At 41.9% G+C, this 17,239-nt stretch carries 19 protein-coding genes; 9 read left to right on the top strand and 10 right to left on the bottom strand.

Going from position 1 to position 17,239, the window contains the following annotated elements:
• Positions 1–14 precede the first annotated feature (14 nt).
• The 4 genes from MKX52_RS05175 to asnB all read right to left on the bottom strand — a co-directional run bounded on the left by MKX52_RS05175 (position 15) and on the right by asnB (position 5,825).
• Positions 15–854 carry a phytoene/squalene synthase family protein gene (locus MKX52_RS05175; RefSeq protein WP_012009511.1) on the bottom strand — a complete coding sequence of 280 codons (840 nt, stop codon included), beginning with the start codon at positions 852–854 and terminating at the stop codon, positions 15–17.
• Positions 847–2,322 carry a phytoene desaturase family protein gene (gene crtI, locus MKX52_RS05170; protein ID WP_342491607.1) on the bottom strand — a complete coding sequence of 492 codons (1,476 nt, stop codon included), beginning with the start codon at positions 2,320–2,322 and terminating at the stop codon, positions 847–849. Before crtI (MKX52_RS05170) ends, MKX52_RS05175 begins: the two co-directional genes overlap by 8 nt.
• Positions 2,319–3,836, bottom strand: coding sequence for a phytoene desaturase family protein (gene crtI / locus MKX52_RS05165; protein WP_342491606.1), 1,518 nt, complete (start codon positions 3,834–3,836; stop codon positions 2,319–2,321). Before crtI (MKX52_RS05165) ends, crtI (MKX52_RS05170) begins: the two co-directional genes overlap by 4 nt.
• A 147-nt stretch (positions 3,837–3,983) precedes the next feature.
• Complete coding sequence (asnB, locus tag MKX52_RS05160; RefSeq protein WP_342491605.1) at positions 3,984–5,825, bottom strand: asparagine synthase (glutamine-hydrolyzing); 1,842 nt, start codon at positions 5,823–5,825, stop codon at positions 3,984–3,986.
• 155 nt (positions 5,826–5,980) lie between these two features.
• On the opposite strand from asnB, the gene MKX52_RS05155 reads away from it, so the two are divergent.
• Positions 5,981–6,508 carry a DUF2777 family protein gene (locus MKX52_RS05155; RefSeq protein WP_342491604.1) on the top strand — a complete coding sequence of 176 codons (528 nt, stop codon included), beginning with the start codon at positions 5,981–5,983 and terminating at the stop codon, positions 6,506–6,508.
• Between the two features lie 38 nt (positions 6,509–6,546).
• Here the strand turns inward: MKX52_RS05155 and MKX52_RS05150 are convergent, their stop codons facing one another.
• The 3 genes from MKX52_RS05150 to MKX52_RS05140 form a co-directional block, all read right to left on the bottom strand.
• The gene (locus MKX52_RS05150) at positions 6,547–6,915 is read right to left on the bottom strand and encodes a YisL family protein (RefSeq protein ID WP_342491603.1); all 369 of its coding nucleotides are present in this window, start codon (positions 6,913–6,915) and stop codon (positions 6,547–6,549) included.
• Positions 6,916–7,007: 92 nt separating this feature from the next.
• Positions 7,008–7,913, bottom strand: coding sequence for a fumarylacetoacetate hydrolase family protein (locus MKX52_RS05145; RefSeq protein ID WP_144503566.1), 906 nt, complete (start codon positions 7,911–7,913; stop codon positions 7,008–7,010).
• A 41-nt stretch (positions 7,914–7,954) separates the two neighbouring features.
• Positions 7,955–8,377, bottom strand: a complete 423-nt coding sequence (locus MKX52_RS05140; protein WP_342491602.1) for a hypothetical protein — start codon at positions 8,375–8,377, stop codon at positions 7,955–7,957.
• A gap of 449 nt (positions 8,378–8,826) precedes the next feature.
• Between MKX52_RS05140 and MKX52_RS05135 the strand changes: the two genes are divergently transcribed.
• The 8 genes from MKX52_RS05135 to MKX52_RS05100 all read left to right on the top strand — a co-directional run bounded on the left by MKX52_RS05135 (position 8,827) and on the right by MKX52_RS05100 (position 12,293).
• A complete protein-coding gene (locus tag MKX52_RS05135; protein WP_342491601.1) occupies positions 8,827–9,921 on the top strand; it encodes a CotH kinase family protein in 1,095 nt (364 codons plus the stop codon).
• A gap of 122 nt (positions 9,922–10,043) precedes the next feature.
• Complete coding sequence (locus MKX52_RS05130) at positions 10,044–10,205, top strand: aspartyl-phosphate phosphatase Spo0E family protein (RefSeq protein ID WP_012009503.1); 162 nt, start codon at positions 10,044–10,046, stop codon at positions 10,203–10,205.
• 127 nt (positions 10,206–10,332) lie between these two features.
• On the top strand, positions 10,333–10,554 hold the full coding sequence (locus MKX52_RS05125) for a spore germination protein (protein ID WP_003211745.1): 222 nt from the start codon (positions 10,333–10,335) through the stop codon (positions 10,552–10,554).
• 14 nt (positions 10,555–10,568) lie between these two features.
• Complete coding sequence (locus MKX52_RS05120) at positions 10,569–10,802, top strand: spore germination protein GerPB (protein ID WP_012009502.1); 234 nt, start codon at positions 10,569–10,571, stop codon at positions 10,800–10,802.
• A gap of 31 nt (positions 10,803–10,833) precedes the next feature.
• Entirely contained in the window at positions 10,834–11,448 is a 615-nt protein-coding gene (locus MKX52_RS05115; protein ID WP_041815378.1) for a spore germination protein GerPC, read from the top strand.
• Positions 11,445–11,621 (top strand): germination protein GerPD, encoded by a 177-nt coding sequence (locus MKX52_RS05110; RefSeq protein ID WP_003210893.1) that lies wholly within the window; start codon positions 11,445–11,447, stop codon positions 11,619–11,621. Before MKX52_RS05115 ends, MKX52_RS05110 begins: the two co-directional genes overlap by 4 nt.
• A complete protein-coding gene (locus MKX52_RS05105; RefSeq protein ID WP_088002135.1) occupies positions 11,621–12,052 on the top strand; it encodes a spore germination protein GerPE in 432 nt (143 codons plus the stop codon). The genes MKX52_RS05110 and MKX52_RS05105 overlap by 1 nt, the downstream gene beginning before the upstream one ends.
• Before the next feature lie 22 nt (positions 12,053–12,074).
• Entirely contained in the window at positions 12,075–12,293 is a 219-nt protein-coding gene (locus tag MKX52_RS05100; RefSeq protein WP_003211468.1) for a spore germination protein, read from the top strand.
• 46 nt (positions 12,294–12,339) lie between these two features.
• Here the strand turns inward: MKX52_RS05100 and MKX52_RS05095 are convergent, their stop codons facing one another.
• The 3 genes from MKX52_RS05095 to sbcD are packed head-to-tail and all read right to left on the bottom strand — an operon-like array spanning position 12,340 to position 17,226.
• Entirely contained in the window at positions 12,340–12,639 is a 300-nt protein-coding gene (locus MKX52_RS05095) for a hypothetical protein (protein ID WP_012009498.1), read from the bottom strand.
• Between the two features lie 19 nt (positions 12,640–12,658).
• Entirely contained in the window at positions 12,659–16,054 is a 3,396-nt protein-coding gene (locus tag MKX52_RS05090; RefSeq protein WP_342491600.1) for an SMC family ATPase, read from the bottom strand.
• Positions 16,051–17,226, bottom strand: a complete 1,176-nt coding sequence (sbcD, locus tag MKX52_RS05085) for an exonuclease subunit SbcD (RefSeq protein WP_012009496.1) — start codon at positions 17,224–17,226, stop codon at positions 16,051–16,053. Before sbcD ends, MKX52_RS05090 begins: the two co-directional genes overlap by 4 nt.
• Between the last annotated feature and the right edge of the window lie 13 nt (positions 17,227–17,239).

Here is a 17,239-nt window from a genome sequence, read left to right as displayed (position 1 = left end):
GGTGCAGTCCTTTTTTACGTAATATCTTCTAAAATAAGTGCTTTTTCTTGGTTCGAAATAAATGATCGCTCTGTAAATACGCGGTATTCATTTTCTCTTGTTTTATCTAAAATGGCTTTATAAAAGTGAGCAGCTGCTTTCACTGGTATACGTGAATAAAGCGGGAATTCATGAAGATGGTCAAAAAACTCCTCGTAGTATGCCTCTGCTTCAAAGGCAATGTACTCCCATACGTGCTGGAATGCTTGATTGACAATGCCTTCTTGCAATTCTTGCTCTGTATATCCGAATTGATCCATGACTTGCTTTGGCAAATAAATGCGGTCTCTTTCGGCTTTATCCTCGCCGATGTCACGAAGGATATTGGTCAGCTGCATAGCAATCCCTAATGAAATCGCTGCTTCTTTCAGCTGTTCTTTTTTACGCGGTGCAATAATGGGAAGCAGCATAAGTCCAACGGTACTAGCAACATGGTAGGAATAAATGAGCAATTCATCTAACGTTTCATATCGGTGCTGCTCTAAATCCATCTCCTGACCTTGGAGCAAGTCACGGAACGGTGCTTCATCCATACGAAACTCTTGAAAGGTATGTTCTAGCGCTACCCACATCGGATCATTCCGATCTACCTCACCTTGTAAAAATCGATCAAACGTCTCTCGAAAGGAGGCAAGCTCCTCTTTTGGCGAGGGTGATTCATCTACAATATCATCTGCTTTCCGGCAAAAGGAATACACAGCCCAGACAGCCTGCCGTTTCTTTTTAGGCAGCATGGAAAAGGCACGGTAAAACGTTTTGGAATGGGTTTGAATGGTCTCCTCACACAATTTCAATGCTGTTTGTACATCAACCACTTAGTTTCACTTCCTTTCTGTCATTCAAATCTTTTAACAGCACAGACGCCATCAGTTTCGCACTTTGCATCACGATCGGCACTCCGCCACCAGGATGGATCGAAGCACCTACCGCATAAAGATTATCGGTCTCAGCTGCCTTCACTTGCGGGCGGAACACACCTGATTGAAATAAGTTAGGCGCAAGTCCAAAGCTTCCGCCTTCAAACAATCCTTCTCGCAAGGAATCATTTGGTGTTCTGACTTTTTTCCAGACAATCGACTCTCGCAATCTTGGAAAGCCTCTTTTCTCAAGTCGATCCACCATTTGCTCTACAAAATCTGTCTCCTCTTCCCAGTTGATATGATCTCCTGAGGGAACGGGAATCAGCATATATAAAACACTACAGCCTTCCGGAGCAAGAGTTGGATCAATGACCGATGGATTAAATGTATAAAACGACGGATCTTGAGGAATCGTCTTCGATTGAAAAACCTCTTTCATATGCTGATCAAAGTCTTCTCCCATAAAAAATTGGTGCACAGGCGCATCATGGTAGATTTTATTTAGCCCGAGATATACCATCACACAGCCAGAAGACGGCACGTATTTACGCCGATCTTGTTCGCCTAAACCAAGTTGTTTTAACGCAGCTGGATAATCCCCGTTGATGACAAAAGCATCAGCTGCTATATGGTCGTCACTGACTTTTGCTTTAACTACGCGTTTCCCCTCAAACTCAAGCTCCGTGACTTCTGCATTTTTTCTCACATACACACCCATTTTCATGAGCTGCCTTTCCAATATATCTACTAAACTCGCATAGCCACCTTTTAAATAGTAGATGCCATGCGCGTGCTCACTATATGAAACAAGCGAATAAATAGCAGATGCTTCATATGGATTCCCTCCGACATAGAGGGTTTGAAGTGCATATGCATCTCGCAGGCGTTCGTCTGAGAAATACTTTTTCAAGGCACTTTGAACCGTGCGATACGCCTTTAATTTCATTAAAATCTTCATATTTGCTTTTGTAAAAAATGTTCGCTTTTCATGAAATGATTTCTCTAGAAAGGCTTGCTGCCCTTCTTGAAACCGGTCGGTCATTTCTTCCATAAACTTTAGGAATCCTTGATCTTCGTTTGGAAATACACGTCTGATTTCCTCTAGCTGACGAAGTGCATCGGAGTACTTCGTGTAGGAGGTTCCATCTTGAAATTGAATTGTATACAGCGGATCAAGCTGCAAAAGATCAAGAGATGCTTCGTCAATTCCAACCTCATGTAAAATACCTTTTAACATATCTGGAAGTAGGACAATGGTCGGACCTTCATCTACTTTATATCCTTTCTCACGTACAAAAGCAAGTCTTCCGCCAAGTCGCTCGTTTTTTTCGACAAGCGTCACATCATGTCCAGCTTTTTTTAAATAAAGTGCTGAGATCATCCCGCCAATACCGCCACCTGCAATCAATATATGTTTTTTCATGAGGCGCTCCCCTTTTCTTGTTGCGGCAATGTTTTGTGTGTATGTTTCTCTTTTGAAAGAATCGCATTTGTGGTGATACGTGCTGATTCTAAAATGGTCGGCAGTCCGCTTCCTGGATGCGTTCCTCCTCCTACAAGCCAGCAGTGATCCAATTCATCAAATTCATTGTGCGGCCTTAGAACCATCATCTGCGTTAGCTGGTGACCAAGGTTAAATGTGGCACCTTCGTATACGTAAAGGTCTTCCTCCCATTGCTTCGGTGTGATCATCCGCTCAACTTCTATATGCTGCCTTACATTCTTAAAACCGGTTTTTCGCTCGAGTGTATCCAGTACAAGCTCTCTGAATTCATCTTGATGCGCTTCCCAATCAATGCCACTTTGATTGTTGGCAACAGGTGCCAATACATAAAGAGCTGACTTTCCTTTTGGCGCAAGTGAGTCATCTGTGACACTAGCATTTTGAATATAAATAGATGGATCATCTGGCAGCTCATATGTTTTCGTAATGCCTTTGACGAATTGCGCATAATCATCAGAAAAAACGATGGTATGATGCGGCTCCTCATACATAGTATCTAGTCCTAAATAAAGCATAAAGGTGGAGCATGAGAATTTTTTCTTTTTTAATTTTTTCTCGCTATATTTCTTTAAAAGTCCTGGCTCTACAAGCTTTGTCATCACATGTGCAAAATCTCCATTTACGACAACCTCATCTGCCTGTATTTCTTCTCCAGATTCTAAGCGAATGCCTTTTACTTTCCTGCCTTCTGTCAGCAGTTTTTCGACGCCGGACGACAGATGAATTGTTGCTCCATCTTCAACCGCTGCTTTTGCCATCGCTTCTGACAGCTGATTGACCCCGCCCTTCGGATGGAACACACCTGTGTCATGCTCCATAAATGATAAAATGGAGAAAGCACCTGGGCACTCCCAAGGTGACATGCCTAAATACTTTGATTGGAATGTAAAGGCATATTTCACTGATTCATTTGAGAAATAATCTGACAGCACATCATATAAACTCTTATTCAATGAAAGCTGCGGAAGTGCTTTAAGCACTTTTGGACGCAAATAATGATGAAAACGATCCATTTTACTTTGTAAAATAGGAGTAAGCCGATCCATTTTTCGCTTCGTATCGTTCATAAACCTTATATATCCTTCGCCCTCTCCAGGTGCAAAGGCTTCTAACCGTCTATACATTTCATCACGATCTCGTATCATATCTAGCTGATCGTCTTGGAAAATCAATCTATACATTTCTTTTAATTCAATCACATCAATATAGTCATAAAGATTTTTACCAGCAAAGGTGAACAGTTCCTCTGCAATATGAATCATGCTGAGAAAGGTAGGACCCGTATCAAACGTGAAATCACCCAGTTGAAACTTAGAGTTACGTCCGCCAACAAAGGGCTGTTTTTCATAAACATGAACATCATGTCCTTTGCTTTGAAGCATCATAGCTGCCGCAAGTCCCCCTGGTCCTGCTCCGATCACAATGATTTTCATTATCCTTTTTCCTCCAAATTAATTCACTTTAAGTTAATTATACAAATTAGAAAGATTAGATCAACTTTCAATGTGCTCTTTTCGTCTCATGTTATGTATCAAAAAAGCCGGCTTCCCTTCAACAAATGTAAGAAAGCCGACCCTTTATTACGCTTCTATATCAATTCGATACGTCTCAAACCAATGATGAATTTGCGCCAGATGAGCGATTAATTGCGGGCCCTTCATGAGCTGACCATACCAAGGGACTTGAAAGGAAGCTCCTTCCGTTTCAATCAACTGCTTTAATTGATTCGGATCTAGAAATTCGTGAAGGACAGAATCTTTTTGCGCAAGACAATCTGTTAACATCTCTTTCACAGCATGGGTATAGGCTGGATGATGTGTTTTCGGATAAGGACTCTTCTTGCGATAAAGCACTTCATCCGGTAAAATTCCCTCTAATGCTTTCCGTAAAACCCCTTTTTCACGATTTCCATACATTTTCATTTCCCAAGGAATATTCCATACATATTCGACAAGGCGATGGTCCGCAAATGGCACACGTACCTCAAGGCTCGCACCCATACTCATTCGGTCTTTTCGATCTAGCAACGTTGTCATAAACCAGACCATATTTAAGTAAAAAAGTTCTCTCCGGGCTTTATCTACTCCAGTTTCTCCATCTAAAAGAGGTGTTTCAGCCACGGTTTCTTCATACTTGCTTTGTGCATATTCTTTTAGTGACAGCTTTTTTTGCCACGAGTCTTGTAAGAGCTGCGTTCTAGCTTCCGTCGATCTCATCCAAGGAAAACCATTCGTTTCACTTGCAGAATGGAACCAAGGATAACCTCCAAAAATTTCATCCGCACATTCACCTGACAAACCAACCACAAAGTCCTTTTTAATTTCACGACAGAACCAAAGCAAGGAAGAATCAATATCTGCCATACCCGGTAAGTCTCGGACCTCAACCGCTTCCTTTAAATAAGCAGCCAACTCCTTTTGTCCAATGATGCAGCTGTGATGATTCGTTTGAAACGCCTTGGTCATGCGGTCAATCCATGGACCGTCCGCATTCGGCTGGAAATGACTTGCTTCAAAAAATTGATCATTCCCTTCATAGTCAACGGAATACGTATGAAGTGGTGCTTTCCCTATTTTCTCAAAGTGCTTAGCGGCAATGGCGGTAATAGCACTCGAATCGACGCCACCCGATAAAAATGTACAAACAGGCACATCAGAGACGAGCTGCCTTGTGACGGCATCTGTAAAGAGGTCCTTGACGTTCTGTGCGGTGTCATCAAGTGAGTCCGTATGCACCCTGCTTTTGACATTCCAGTATCTCCACACACGCAATCCGTCTTTTGAAAAGGTCAAGGCATGAGCAGGTCTCAGCTCTTTTATCCCTTTAAACACTCCTTGCCCTGGTGTTCTAGACGGTCCTAAACCAAAAATCTCCGATAATCCCTCATGATCGACTTTTGCTTTCATATCAGGGTGAGCAAGAAGCGCTTTGATTTCTGAACCAAATAAAAAGGAATGATGACGTTCTGTATAGAAAAATGGCTTGACGCCGAGCCGGTCTCTCCCTGCAAATAATAATTCACGCTCACTATCCCAAATGACAAATGCAAAAATACCATTAAAATGGGTCACACACTCTTCCTTCCATTCTGTGTAGGCGTGAAGAAGCACCTCTGTATCAGAATGCCCAAGAAAGCGGTGGCCCCTTTTTAACAATTCTTTTCTTATATCCTCTGTGTTATAGAGCTCTCCATTGTATACAACGGTATAAGCATGGTTTTGATGTGTATATGTCATCGGCTGTTTTCCGCCTTCTACATCTACAACCGCTAACCTTTTATGCCCAAATAAAACGTGCTCACTTTTCCACGTATTTGTATCGTCTGGCCCTCTTTTAGATAATGTATCTGTCATTTGATTGATTACATGATCCTGTTGGATGAGCTGCTTTTTAAAGTCTGCCCAGCCTGTTATTCCACACATCATCATCAGCTCCCATCCGTTTTTCCATAAGTGATCTCATTCAGCCTTTCTTAGTTTATGCATCGTCTCCTTGATAGTTGATTTGTCCTTTTTTAACGGGCGTATAGGACAAGCATGATTTGGTAAGAAAAGAAAGAGGAAAGGAGCGTCTGCAAATGGAAAAACGAATGAAGCAGCTTGAACACTGCGACCGAAGATGGTGCAACGGATATTTACTCATTGAAAACGGGCATTGTCTGATTGAAGATGAAGAAGGAGACATCATGCTACCAGAAAGTCTTCAAAGCACGATGATCTGTTTAAAGGAAAATGATAGATGGACAAAAGGTGAACTGCTCGGTTCCATGATACTTTATGAAAATGGAGAGCTGTTAGACATACAAGGCGGTGAAGAGATTCAATATACGGCATCACTTGCCAAAGGCTTGCTTGACCTTCTCATGTTTGTTCCTGAAAACGTCTTTTATGACATCATTGCACAGATCGAGCAACTTGGCTTTTCTGTCTATGATTGTGTGTTCTCTTCCTTTCATTCTTTTCAACAAGTTTCTTTCTTTCAGTTTTCGACAGATACACAATCACTTGGCCTTCAATGTCACCACGATTTCGCTTTGGGACAAATTCGTTTTGAATGGACCACTTCTGATGGTCACCGTTCAGTTTCGCAGTTTGATGGCATATAAAAAGGACACTGCTTCGTATAAGCAATGTCCTTTTTCCATTAAAAGATATGGAAACCAATCGGCAGACGTAAACCGAGAAGAATGGTCACAATCGTGAATATGATAAAACCAATCAATACACCAGTCACCGATTTCCCTTTTTTCTTGCGTACAAGTGTCATTTCCATGAAGCCGATCACTAGAATACCGAAAATCATTTTACCGATATACTCGCCACCGAAACCTGGAATCTTCATTCCTGTGCGAACATACAGCTCTACGCCTGTGGCGATAATGATCAAGTACAATAATCTGACAATCATGTGCACAATTTTAGCACCTTTGTCGTTTTTACCTGCTAGAGCGAAGGCTACGAAGAATAAAATAATTCCTAGCACCCATGCTGTAATATGTAAATGCGTTCCCATTTGTTATTTCCCCCTTTATCAGAACAATTACCTTCTCATCGTACCACGAAATAAGTCGAACACAAAGCGACAATCCTGTGTCATCTTACTCTTTATTTGACGCGATTTGATAGCGTTCCAATCGGTTCAATCGTAATGTCGATTTGATCTCCTGAAGCTAAGAATTTTGGCGGTTCAAAGCCTTTGCCAACCCCAGAAGGTGTCCCCGTTGCAATGATGTCACCAGCTTCTAATGTCATCCCTTTTGAAAGTGTAGACACAATGTTCTCGATGGAGAAAATCATTAATTCTGTACTTGCAGACTGGCGAACTTCTCCGTTCACCTTTGTTTCCACATGAAGCGCACCGTGATCCTCAATCACTGACTTATGCACAATATAAGGTCCTATCGGGCAGGTTGTATCTAAACTTTTACCTATGAAAAATTGTTTGTGTTTTTTCTGTAGATCTCTTGCCGTTACGTCATTTAAAATGGTGTAACCAAATAGATAATCGCGGACATCTTCAGGTGCAATATTCTTCCCTGTTTTGCCGATCACGATCGCAAGCTCCCCTTCATAATCTAGTTCACTCGTCACATCTTCATGAAGGAGGATATCCGCTTCATGTCCAACGACTGAAGTAGGTGCCTTCGTAAAGATCATCACATCTTTAGGAATATCCGCTGCACTTCCCATTTCCATGACATGATCTTGATAATTCTTTCCAACACACATAATGTTTTTAGCTGGCTTTGGAATTGGCGCATGGAGTTTCACGTCCGACAGCGGATAAACATAAGAACCACGGTCTTCTTGTTTTTTCTCAGCCCAGTCAAGGAGTTGTTTGACATGCTCAACAAACTTGTCTCCCATATGAATACATTCAGCTAAAGAGTTTGGCAATGTCTCAAGCTCGAATAATTTGGCTTCTGCCTTTTTGACGTCCATGACCCATTCATCATCAATGACTACCCCAATAAACATTCTGCTATGTATCTCACCTGTAAAAAACTTCATGTCTTCCCCTCACAATCTTCATTTCGCTAAGTGGTGATGTCTCATTTTATTTCTCTATGAAATAAAAAAAACCCTTTTTTATCATACTCTCTTTTAAAAAGGGTTTCAAAAAAGATGATCTGATGTTTAGCGGTAGCGGCGATACTCCCACATGTTCCCTTGATCCCATTTGCGATCAACATTTCCACTTCTACGGGAATGATGCTTTTTATTTCCACATCTTTTGCAAGAATGACTGCGGCGCGACTTGCGGCTCTTCTTATGATGCGATCTGTGCTTGCTGCGATGTGACTTGCGACAGCTCTTCTTATGATGCGATCTGCATTTGCTGCGGTGTGACTTACGGCAGCTTTTCTTATGATGGGATCTGTGCTTGCTGCGGCATGATTTTTTCGGCTCACTTTTTTTGCTTCTGCAAGATTTCTTGCTTTTGCACGACTTTTTACTTTTGCATGGTTTCTCACTTTTCACGCTTTTCTTTGAACAGCGGCTTTTTTTCGAACGATAGCTCTTATAGCTTTTTTTGCTGCGATGTGATTTACGGCATCCTCCTCCACCAAAGAACCAATGACGGCGATTTGAATGGCGAGAACGTGCTGACTTGTGCGAGCGTCTCGATTCTGGTTCACGATCTAAGTGATGATCACGTCCTTCACTTCGAAGTGAATCCACTGCATGTTCAATATGTGAATGATCAAATGTGCTCACGAACGATTCCCCTCCCAGTCTATACTTTGACAAAACAAACAGATCAAGCTGTTTATCTTCTCTGCTTTATGTTACGAGACTTGGTAGACAACTGTTCTTGGCGGATGCCCCTTTCTTTTAAAACTCCATGAATACCTAACAAACGGGTACAGGACATTCCTTCATTTTCATATCGTAAAGAAGAACATAGGAGGAGGATGAACGCATGACCACAGAACCTTTAAAGCAAATGGATATTTGGATTCATCCAAAGGACCTGATTGAATTAAGAAAAGACATATGGAACGATGAACCCGTTGAGGGTATTTTGAAAACTGGTCAGATCAAATCACACATTTACGCTTCCTACCGGGGATCTCACATCAGAAAGCTGAAAAAAAAGTCCTATCAAATTGAATATCGAAAGCCAAAGCAAAGACAAGGCGAATCTATCTTTCATTTAAATGCAGAATACAATGACCCTTCATTTATCCGAAACAGACTGTCCTTTTATTTCTTTGAGCAGATAGGAGTGCTAAGCCCTGCTGCGTCTCATGTGTTTCTCACGATAAACGGAAGAAAAGAAGGCATTTATTTAAAAATAGAATCCGTCGATGAGCACTTTTTTCAAAAAAGGCAGCTTTCAGGAGGCGGCATTTATTATGCAGTCGATGACGACGCCAATTTTTCCCTTTTGAGTTCATTTGATAAAAAGCCAAAAAAACACCTTCTCCTCGGGTACGAGAAAAAAACAGGGACTTCTCAACATAATCAGCAGCTAAGTGAATTTATTTACTTTCTCAACACAGCGAAAGATGACATATTTGCAGAAAAGATTGAACATTACCTAGATGTGACCCAGTATTTCCGCTGGCTCATTGGTGTCGTGTGCACACAAAACTTTGACGGCTTTGTCCATAACTACGCTCTTTATGTGAATGAACAAGGCAGATTCCAAGTGCTTCCTTGGGATTATGATGCGACATGGGGCCGTGACATCCATGGAGAAGAAATGGCATTTGATTATATTCCAGTAAGCGGCTTTAATACGTTAACTGCGAGATTACTAGATATCCCTTCATTTAAGAAAGCCTATTACACGCTTTTCCAGCAAGTGCTCGATACACATTTTTTAGCAGACCAGCTTTGTCCAGTGATTGAGAAATGGCATGCTTCTATTGAGAAGCGAATTGGAGATGATCCTTATACAAGAGACCGCAAAGACATCCTACAATCAGAACGAGAAATCATCCGCCAATATATCAACAAAAGGCGACGTTATTTACAAACTGAAATAAGAAAAGAGATAGATAGAACGTAAGGACGTTTTCGAATTTTGTCACTTTATTACTCATATTGACGAAACAACTTTTTTTATAGAAAAATAGGGTATACTAGCCATATCCTTCTATTTGATAAAAAATGTGAGAGTTGGCGTCCGTTATGATCAATTATGAAATTGAACAAAAAAGATTACATTTAATTGAGACCGCAAAAAAATTCGGGATGAATGCCGAAGAAACCATCAGGTGCAGTCAAGAGCTTGACACACTCTTAAATAAAGGCATCAAATACACCTCGAATGAATGCTCTAAAAAAGGGTAAACCATACACCTCATTCCTCTCATCAAAAGCTTTCAAACAGACAATCACACATTAAAAGACTCATCATAAGCTATGGTGAAACGCCCAAAAACAAAGTGCCTTATTTTTATAAAGGATGTGCACCGCTATGCCGGCTATTGTTGGAGCCTTTAAAGTAAATGCCGTCGGAACGAGCGGAGTCGTTCATGTTGGAGACTGCATCACCATTTCTCCAAATAGTCAGGTTAAAACGTTTGCTGGCGCAGGCAGTTTTAACACTGGTGATCAATTGCGCATTAGCAACTATAAAAGTGTGACAAATACGTACGACAGTGATGTCATTGATCAACCGCTTGTTGGTAACTTGTAAGGAGTGAATATTCATTGAACTTCTATATTAATCAAGCGATACAAATTAATTATTTGCGTGTAGAGTCTGTTAGTAACTCCTCTGTGCTACAAATTGGGAGCGCTGGGTCAATTAAAGCTCTTTCTAATTTGTATAACACGGGCAGCTACGTAGAAGCAGCACCTGCCGCAGCAGGCACACAAGGAATTCAAGAATCCCAAGGCGCAAGCACAACACCTTTTGTACCGCTTCAGTCACCAACAACTTAAGTTCATCTGCAATCCCCGGAGGTGTATGTCAATGTATGAATATCAAAGCAACGCTTCACAGGTGCATGGCATCATTCAAAAGCAAACACAACAAATCATGATGCTTGAAAAAAGGCTTAACGAGCTTCAGCAGGAAATGCAAATGATCAAGGATAAACCGACAACGACGATTGAACGGATTGATTATCAATTTGATCAACTGAAAATCGAGCGGCTGGAAGGTACGCTGAATATCGGCCTCAATCCATCTGATCCAAACAGTGTTCAAAACTTTGAAGTGGGCCAAACAACAACCCCGGGCATTGGAATGATGCAGCAAGAAATGGCTGATCAATTTTTCAATCAAACACGCCAGCTTGTCGACGCATTTTTAAACGAAGAAGCGCCAGAACTTCTTGAAGAGCTAGAGCAACGATACGAAGGGTCTCTTGATGAAAGCAACAAACACCACATCATTGAAGACATCCGAAAACAAATTGACAGCAGAATCAAATATTATGCAGGACAGCTCCCGCACCGGGAAGATATGACCCCGCTGCAGCGTTCAGAGCAAATTGCAGAATATGTGAAGCATGATGTCAAACGGGCAATTGAACACTTCTTAGCCCATATTCCAAATGAAACGAAAGGAGAGGAAAACGGATGAATTTCACAGTCGTCAACCGCAACATCGAGACCGGAAGCATTAAAGTAGTTGGGGTTTCGTCTTCTTCCCTATTTATCATTGGGGACACAGATCATGTACAATTATCCTCCATCTTTGATACACCGCCAGAATCTTTGATCATTGGCCCGTTTGTTCCTCTTGCACCTCGATAATGATAAAGCGCACATCTAAAGTGAAGTTCTCGAAGGTGAATTCTGTCGGGATCTCAAGTGTTGTTCAAATCGGTGATACACAGGAGCTATGCCCGAAAGTGAAGGTGTTAGCTGTTCAGCGAACCGTTAGTTTGTTTTATGGGAATGAAGCAGAAAACTTAGATGCGAAAGAATTTGAAGTGTATTATGAGCCTATTCCATTGATGCTGCCAGAACGATCTGTCAGAACAGCTTTTTATCACGAGAAGCCTGTGATTAAAGTTTCTTCAATACATGTAGAAGGGGTGTCTTCCTCCTCTGTGTTTCAAATTGGCTCTACGTGTGGAATGAATGGCGTTGCAAGAGTGAAGCATATTCGAGAGTTATTTAGCAACGACGAAAGTCCGCCAAACTCACAAATGGACCTACCTGCGCATATGATGGTGATATGACTTCGAATAAAGGATGTCGATTATGCCAGCAATTGTCGGACCCATTTACATTAACTCTATTTCTGGAGGCGTCGTCAACGTCGGTGACTCATTCTACTTGTCGCCTAAAAGCTCGTCAAAATCTGCTTTAGGCTCTGGAGCGGGAAATACCGGAGATTTCTTGATCTTAAATAATGGCATTAGCGCCACCAACTATGTGGATCCTGACTTAAATGATCAGAATATGGTAGGCAATGCATAAAGCAGCTCCTCTACAGACATTTCATTAAGAGGAGCGCTTTTTATGCTTATTTTTTTCTGCGTTGTCTTGATTTTTTTGTTTTAACCAGTTTGCTTGCCGGCTGTTTTCGAATCCATTTGATGTACGAAGCAAGCTTTTCATCTTGTCTTAGTGCATCAAGTGTGCTTAAGCGCGCGGCAAGCTCCTGGTTTGTAAAGAGGGCATGCACTTGTTTATGGCAAGGTATACACAGGAAGGCAGTCGGTAAAAAAGCCCCACCTTCTTCTCTTGGTGTTAAGTGGTGTTCTGTAAGCAGGACATTTTGCCTTCCGCACAGCTCACATAATCCAATCGTTTGCTTTGCCATCCTGTTATCACCTCGACATTTACATTAATTCCATTGAGACCGTTGTCCCTCTCCCGCTTGGATCTGCTGGATGGACAATCAGTTTCTTCGGTAGTCTCATTTTCAATTCTTCCACGTGGCTGATAACACCAACTGCTAAATTGTGAGACTGAAGCTTCTCTAATGCGGTAATGACCGTATCAAGCAAGTCTTGATCGAGCGTACCGAATCCTTCATCAAGGAAAAAGAATTGCAACGGGAATTCACCTCTCAGCTGAATTTGTGCAGAAAGAGCAAGCGCAAGCGCTAGCGATGTCAAGAAGGTTTCCCCACCGGACAAGCTGGACACAGGACGCCTAACACCACCATTTGCATCATCACGCATCACGAAGCCGCCTTCTGAGTCAACCTCAATCGCATATCTTTGTCTCGTCAACATACTTAAGCGGGCGGATGCATCACGACTGACACTTTCCAGCTGTTCTTCTGCTAAAAATTCAACAAACGTATTTCCTTTAAAAACAGTTTGCAGTTTATCAAGGCGATCAATTTCTTGCTGCAATGCTTCCAATCGTTCGTGAATACTTGCAAAGCGCTGATGATTCTCTTCTATCACACGCAGGTGTTCATGTGCCGACCCATTCATTGCTGTCGCTTCTTCCAATGCTTTTTCAGCTGCATCTTTTCTGTGCTGAATGTCTGTCCACTGCTTTTCATCCAGTGACTCTTCTTTCAGTAATTCAGAAATTCGCTTTAAGTTTGCGGCACATTCCTTTCTTTTATCCTCAAATTCCTCAATTTCCTGTTTAACTGATTGACGTTCTGCCTGTTCCACTGAAACAGACTCAATGTCCTGCGGTATATGAAAAGGAGAGGATTCTGCTTCTTTTTCCCATGATGTTTCTGCTTCTTGTTTTCGCTTGTTCGCCTCTTGAAGCTGACGCTCACTGCTTGAAAAATGGCTTTGCGCCTCACTAAACAACTGCTGCGCGTGCTGCAATTGCTTGTACGATTGTTGCTCTTTTTCATTAAGAAGAGAAAGGGTGTGTTCAACCTCAATAAGTTCATCAGAAATAGAGGCAGCTTTTAATGGATATCGGCCTAAATCTGTTTCATATTGTTGGATAAGTTGCTGCTGACTTTCTAGCTGATGCGCTAGTTTATCAAGTTCTTTCTCGACATTGTATATCGCTGTCTGCAGCTGCTCTTTTGCTAGCTGTTTTTCTTCCAAAAATGAAATGCTTTTCTCAATACGTTCTTTATAGCCTTCCGCTTGTTGGTCCTTTTCATCGATTTGCTTTTGCATGTCTTGTACTTGATTCAATGTAAGGTGCGGGAAGGTCTGTTCAAATTGAGTCGTTTGCTCTGATAGCTCAGCATGTAGCTCTTTGATCAGCACCTCTAATTCTTTGATGCGCTGCTGTTCAAAAGTCATTTGCTCTTTGATCTTGTTCATCTCTGTTGCTTGATTATGCGTTTCATCCATTAAACGAGCTCGTTTCTGTTCAACTTCTTGAATATCTTGCTTTACGCCTTTCCATTCTTGCATCAAACCCTGCAAAGAGTGCGAATTTTGTACCGTTTCTACTGCTGCAGCGACTTCCGCCCCAGGGGCTTTTTGAGATAAGAAAGAAAATTGTTTCACTAATTGATTGGCATGCGTTTCGAGGAGCTGCTTTGCGGCATATATATCTCTTCCATACGCCTCTGCCTGCTTCAGCTCTTGGTCCATCCGTTGAATGATTTCATCGACTTGTGCCACGGTTTCGTCATGGTTATTGGATTCCAAAGCCTTTGGATCGTGATGAATCGACCCACAAACCGGACATGGCTCACCATCTACTAGCTCTGCCGCTAATTCTTTTCTTAATTCTGCCGCCCTTACCGCATCACGCTGTTTTAATTTTTCAAGTTTCTGATGTTGTACTTTTTGATTCCATTCTGTTAGAGCTCGTTCGAGTTCACATACATAAAAATAGAGGTGTTCAATTGCTTGAAACGACTGGTCTATTTTTTCATGATGGTCGTTTTGCTGCTTTTGAAGCTTTTCATATGCTTCTGAAGTCTGTAAGGCTTGCTTGTTCAGCTCGTCCAGCTTTTGCTTTTCCTTTTGAACGCTGAGGTTTATTCTTTCCACATTTTCACTTAAACGTAAAGCATCCTGTACACTTTTGCGTTCTTTCACTGAAACTTGTAACTGCTCCAGCTCATGCTTCAGCTGTGTTTGTTTCGTTAGTGCACGCTCTAATAGAGATTGGAGATTCTCCGCTTCTTTCTTCTTTTGGAGGAGCTGCTGCGATTTTTCATTTTTTTGGCGCTCTATGCCCGTCTTTTCATGAAGAACTGCCTCTTTTTTACGTTCAATTTCTTTTAGCTGAATCAACTGTTCTTTCTTTTGGAGAAGGTCTGGCTCTGTCTCTATTTTCTTTTGCCGGGCTTGCTCATACTCCCGAGCCATTTGATCATAGATCGTTCGTTGATGCAGCAGCTGCTTTTCTGCTTCCTGTTTCTCTTGCGATGCTTGTGAAAGCTGTTTTTCAGCTTTTGTCAATGCATCCGCATAGGGCTTTAGCGTCTCTACCTGCTCTGCGATATGGAGCTTCTTCTTTTTCTCTTCTATTGAAGGTGCCAGTAAATTCAGCTTGTTTTGTTCAGTCTCGTAAGCTTCTTGTTCCTTTTGATACTGCCAGATCGCTTGCGCCTTTGTAAAAGCAGTGAACGCTTCGTCCCGCGCTTGTTTTTTCTCATGAAAAATGGCCTTGGCCTGCTCAGCTGCTTCCTTTGCTTTCGCCAGCGCCTCTGGACCAGCTTCTCCTAAACCATTCAGTTCAGCCAGCAGTTCATTTTTTTGCCCATAATGTTTTTGAGCCTTTGCACGTAAACGCTTGACGAGTTGATCCCCATACTTTTCCAAATTGAACAAACGCTGAAGCATTTGACGTCTGTCTGCCCCTTTTAAGGAGAGAAATTCTGCAAACTTCCCTTGTGGTAAAACAACCGCACGGGTAAAATCATCAATGGTTAATCCAAGTAGTTCTTCTACTTTACGATTCACCTCACTCGCTTTATCTGCGAGAACTGTCTGCGTATCACCGATTTCAATTAGGCGGCATAAAGTCGTTCTGACTTTCATTTCATCCGCTCGTTTGAAAGCACGTTCGACTTTATAAGAAATGTGGTGTTCCTTTTGCAAAGCAAATGTAAAGGAAACCGACAGCTTTTCTTCCGCTTGGTTCAAAATACCATGTGTATTATTTAACGCACGCTCCACTTTTCCATAGAGTGCTAGGGTCATGGCGTCTAAAATGGACGACTTTCCACTTCCAGTCGGTCCAAATATACCAAACACACCCGCATCACATAAAGAGCTAAAATCGATTGTTTGTTCTTCTCTGAAGCTATGAAGTCCTTTAATGGTCAGCGTAATCGGCTTCAAGTCGCTTCCTCCTCTTGCATATCATTGGCTAGCTCTAAAAACAGTTTGACTGTTTTTTCATCAGGCAAACCGCCACCTGTCTGGCGCTCATAAAACTTCACGAACCTCTCTTCGATCGAGAGTTTTTCCACTTGCTTTTGCTCTTCTATTTGCTGTAGTTCTTTGAATTTTGGACGAATATGAACAAACCCACTATGCTGCTTTCGGAGCTGATGGATTTCTTCAATAGAGAGCTGATCTGTTAAATGAATCTCTAGATCAATCCATGCCTGAAGATCCCGTTTTTCATCCAACCACTCGTACACTTGACTCAGTCCCTCAGTCGCCTTCCATTTCATAAGTGGCTTTCCGCTCGATAAAAACACTTCTTTCCAGCTTGCTTTTTCATTCGGTTTTGCCTCTACAATTGTGACTGATTTGGCATAGCCTGATTCAGAAAAGCTATAAGCAAGTGGTGATCCAGAATAACGAGCAATCGTTTTGGCACGTTTGATCGTTTGCGGCCTGTGCAAATGACCAAGTGCAACATAGCAAGCGGATTCTGGCAGACTTTCAGCCGCAACGGTATATGCGCCGCCTACTTCAATCGGTCTTTCTGAATCTGTTTGACTTCCTCCAGCCACATAAATGTGGCTTGTTGCGATATTCACCGTATCCGGTTGAAATTGAGTACTTAAATGTTGAAACGCTTGTTGAATCTTTAAATTGTAATGATCACGAAGCAATTTCTCTTCAAATGTTTCAGCCAGTACCTCATTCAGCCTCGCCTCAGACGGATAAGCGAGTGCCGCAATGGATAAACGTTCATCCGCAGAAGGAACATCGACTCGAATGATGTCATTAGTCGGATATCCAATTAAATGAATCCCTTGATCATTTGTTAAAGGCGATGCAGCTGATAAGCGATCCGGATTATCGTGGTTTCCTGAAATGACTACTACCTGTCGTTTTCCTTTATCAGATAAGGCAGATAGGCTTTCATAAAAAAGCTGCTCTGCTCTAGCAGGCGGATTCACTGTATCAAAGGCATCACCAGCCATCACAATGACATCAATGTGCTCGTCTTTCACGATTTGATACAGTTCATCTAAAAACTGTGCTTGCTCATCAAGCCGGCTTCGGCCTTCAAGGGTTTTCCCTAAATGCCAATCCGCTGTATGCAGAATCCTCATGTGATTCACCTCT

Source organism: Bacillus sp. FSL R5-0422, from assembly GCF_038610765.1.
Lineage (GTDB): Bacteria > Bacillota > Bacilli > Bacillales > Bacillaceae > Bacillus > Bacillus pumilus_O.
The sequence above is the reverse complement of the archived record's forward strand: the minus strand, read 5'-3'. Positions and strand labels throughout refer to the sequence as shown.

Coding starts and splice junctions, on each gene's coding strand:
- MKX52_RS05125 (WP_003211745.1), top strand. CDS start 10,333: ATGCCGGCTATTGTTGGAGCCTTTAAAGTAAATGCCGTCGGAACGAGC.
- MKX52_RS05155 (WP_342491604.1), top strand. CDS start 5,981: ATGGAAAAACGAATGAAGCAGCTTGAACACTGCGACCGAAGATGGTGC.
- MKX52_RS05115 (WP_041815378.1), top strand. CDS start 10,834: ATGTATGAATATCAAAGCAACGCTTCACAGGTGCATGGCATCATTCAA.
- MKX52_RS05130 (WP_012009503.1), top strand. CDS start 10,044: ATGATCAATTATGAAATTGAACAAAAAAGATTACATTTAATTGAGACC.
- sbcD (WP_012009496.1), bottom strand. CDS start 17,226: ATGAGGATTCTGCATACAGCGGATTGGCATTTAGGGAAAACCCTTGAA.
- MKX52_RS05145 (WP_144503566.1), bottom strand. CDS start 7,913: ATGAAGTTTTTTACAGGTGAGATACATAGCAGAATGTTTATTGGGGTA.
- MKX52_RS05100 (WP_003211468.1), top strand. CDS start 12,075: ATGCCAGCAATTGTCGGACCCATTTACATTAACTCTATTTCTGGAGGC.
- crtI (WP_342491606.1), bottom strand. CDS start 3,836: ATGAAAATCATTGTGATCGGAGCAGGACCAGGGGGACTTGCGGCAGCT.
- asnB (WP_342491605.1), bottom strand. CDS start 5,825: ATGTGTGGAATAACAGGCTGGGCAGACTTTAAAAAGCAGCTCATCCAA.
- MKX52_RS05150 (WP_342491603.1), bottom strand. CDS start 6,915: ATGGGAACGCATTTACATATTACAGCATGGGTGCTAGGAATTATTTTA.
- MKX52_RS05095 (WP_012009498.1), bottom strand. CDS start 12,639: ATGGCAAAGCAAACGATTGGATTATGTGAGCTGTGCGGAAGGCAAAAT.
- crtI (WP_342491607.1), bottom strand. CDS start 2,322: ATGAAAAAACATATATTGATTGCAGGTGGCGGTATTGGCGGGATGATC.
- MKX52_RS05135 (WP_342491601.1), top strand. CDS start 8,827: ATGACCACAGAACCTTTAAAGCAAATGGATATTTGGATTCATCCAAAG.
- MKX52_RS05110 (WP_003210893.1), top strand. CDS start 11,445: ATGAATTTCACAGTCGTCAACCGCAACATCGAGACCGGAAGCATTAAA.
- MKX52_RS05105 (WP_088002135.1), top strand. CDS start 11,621: ATGATAAAGCGCACATCTAAAGTGAAGTTCTCGAAGGTGAATTCTGTC.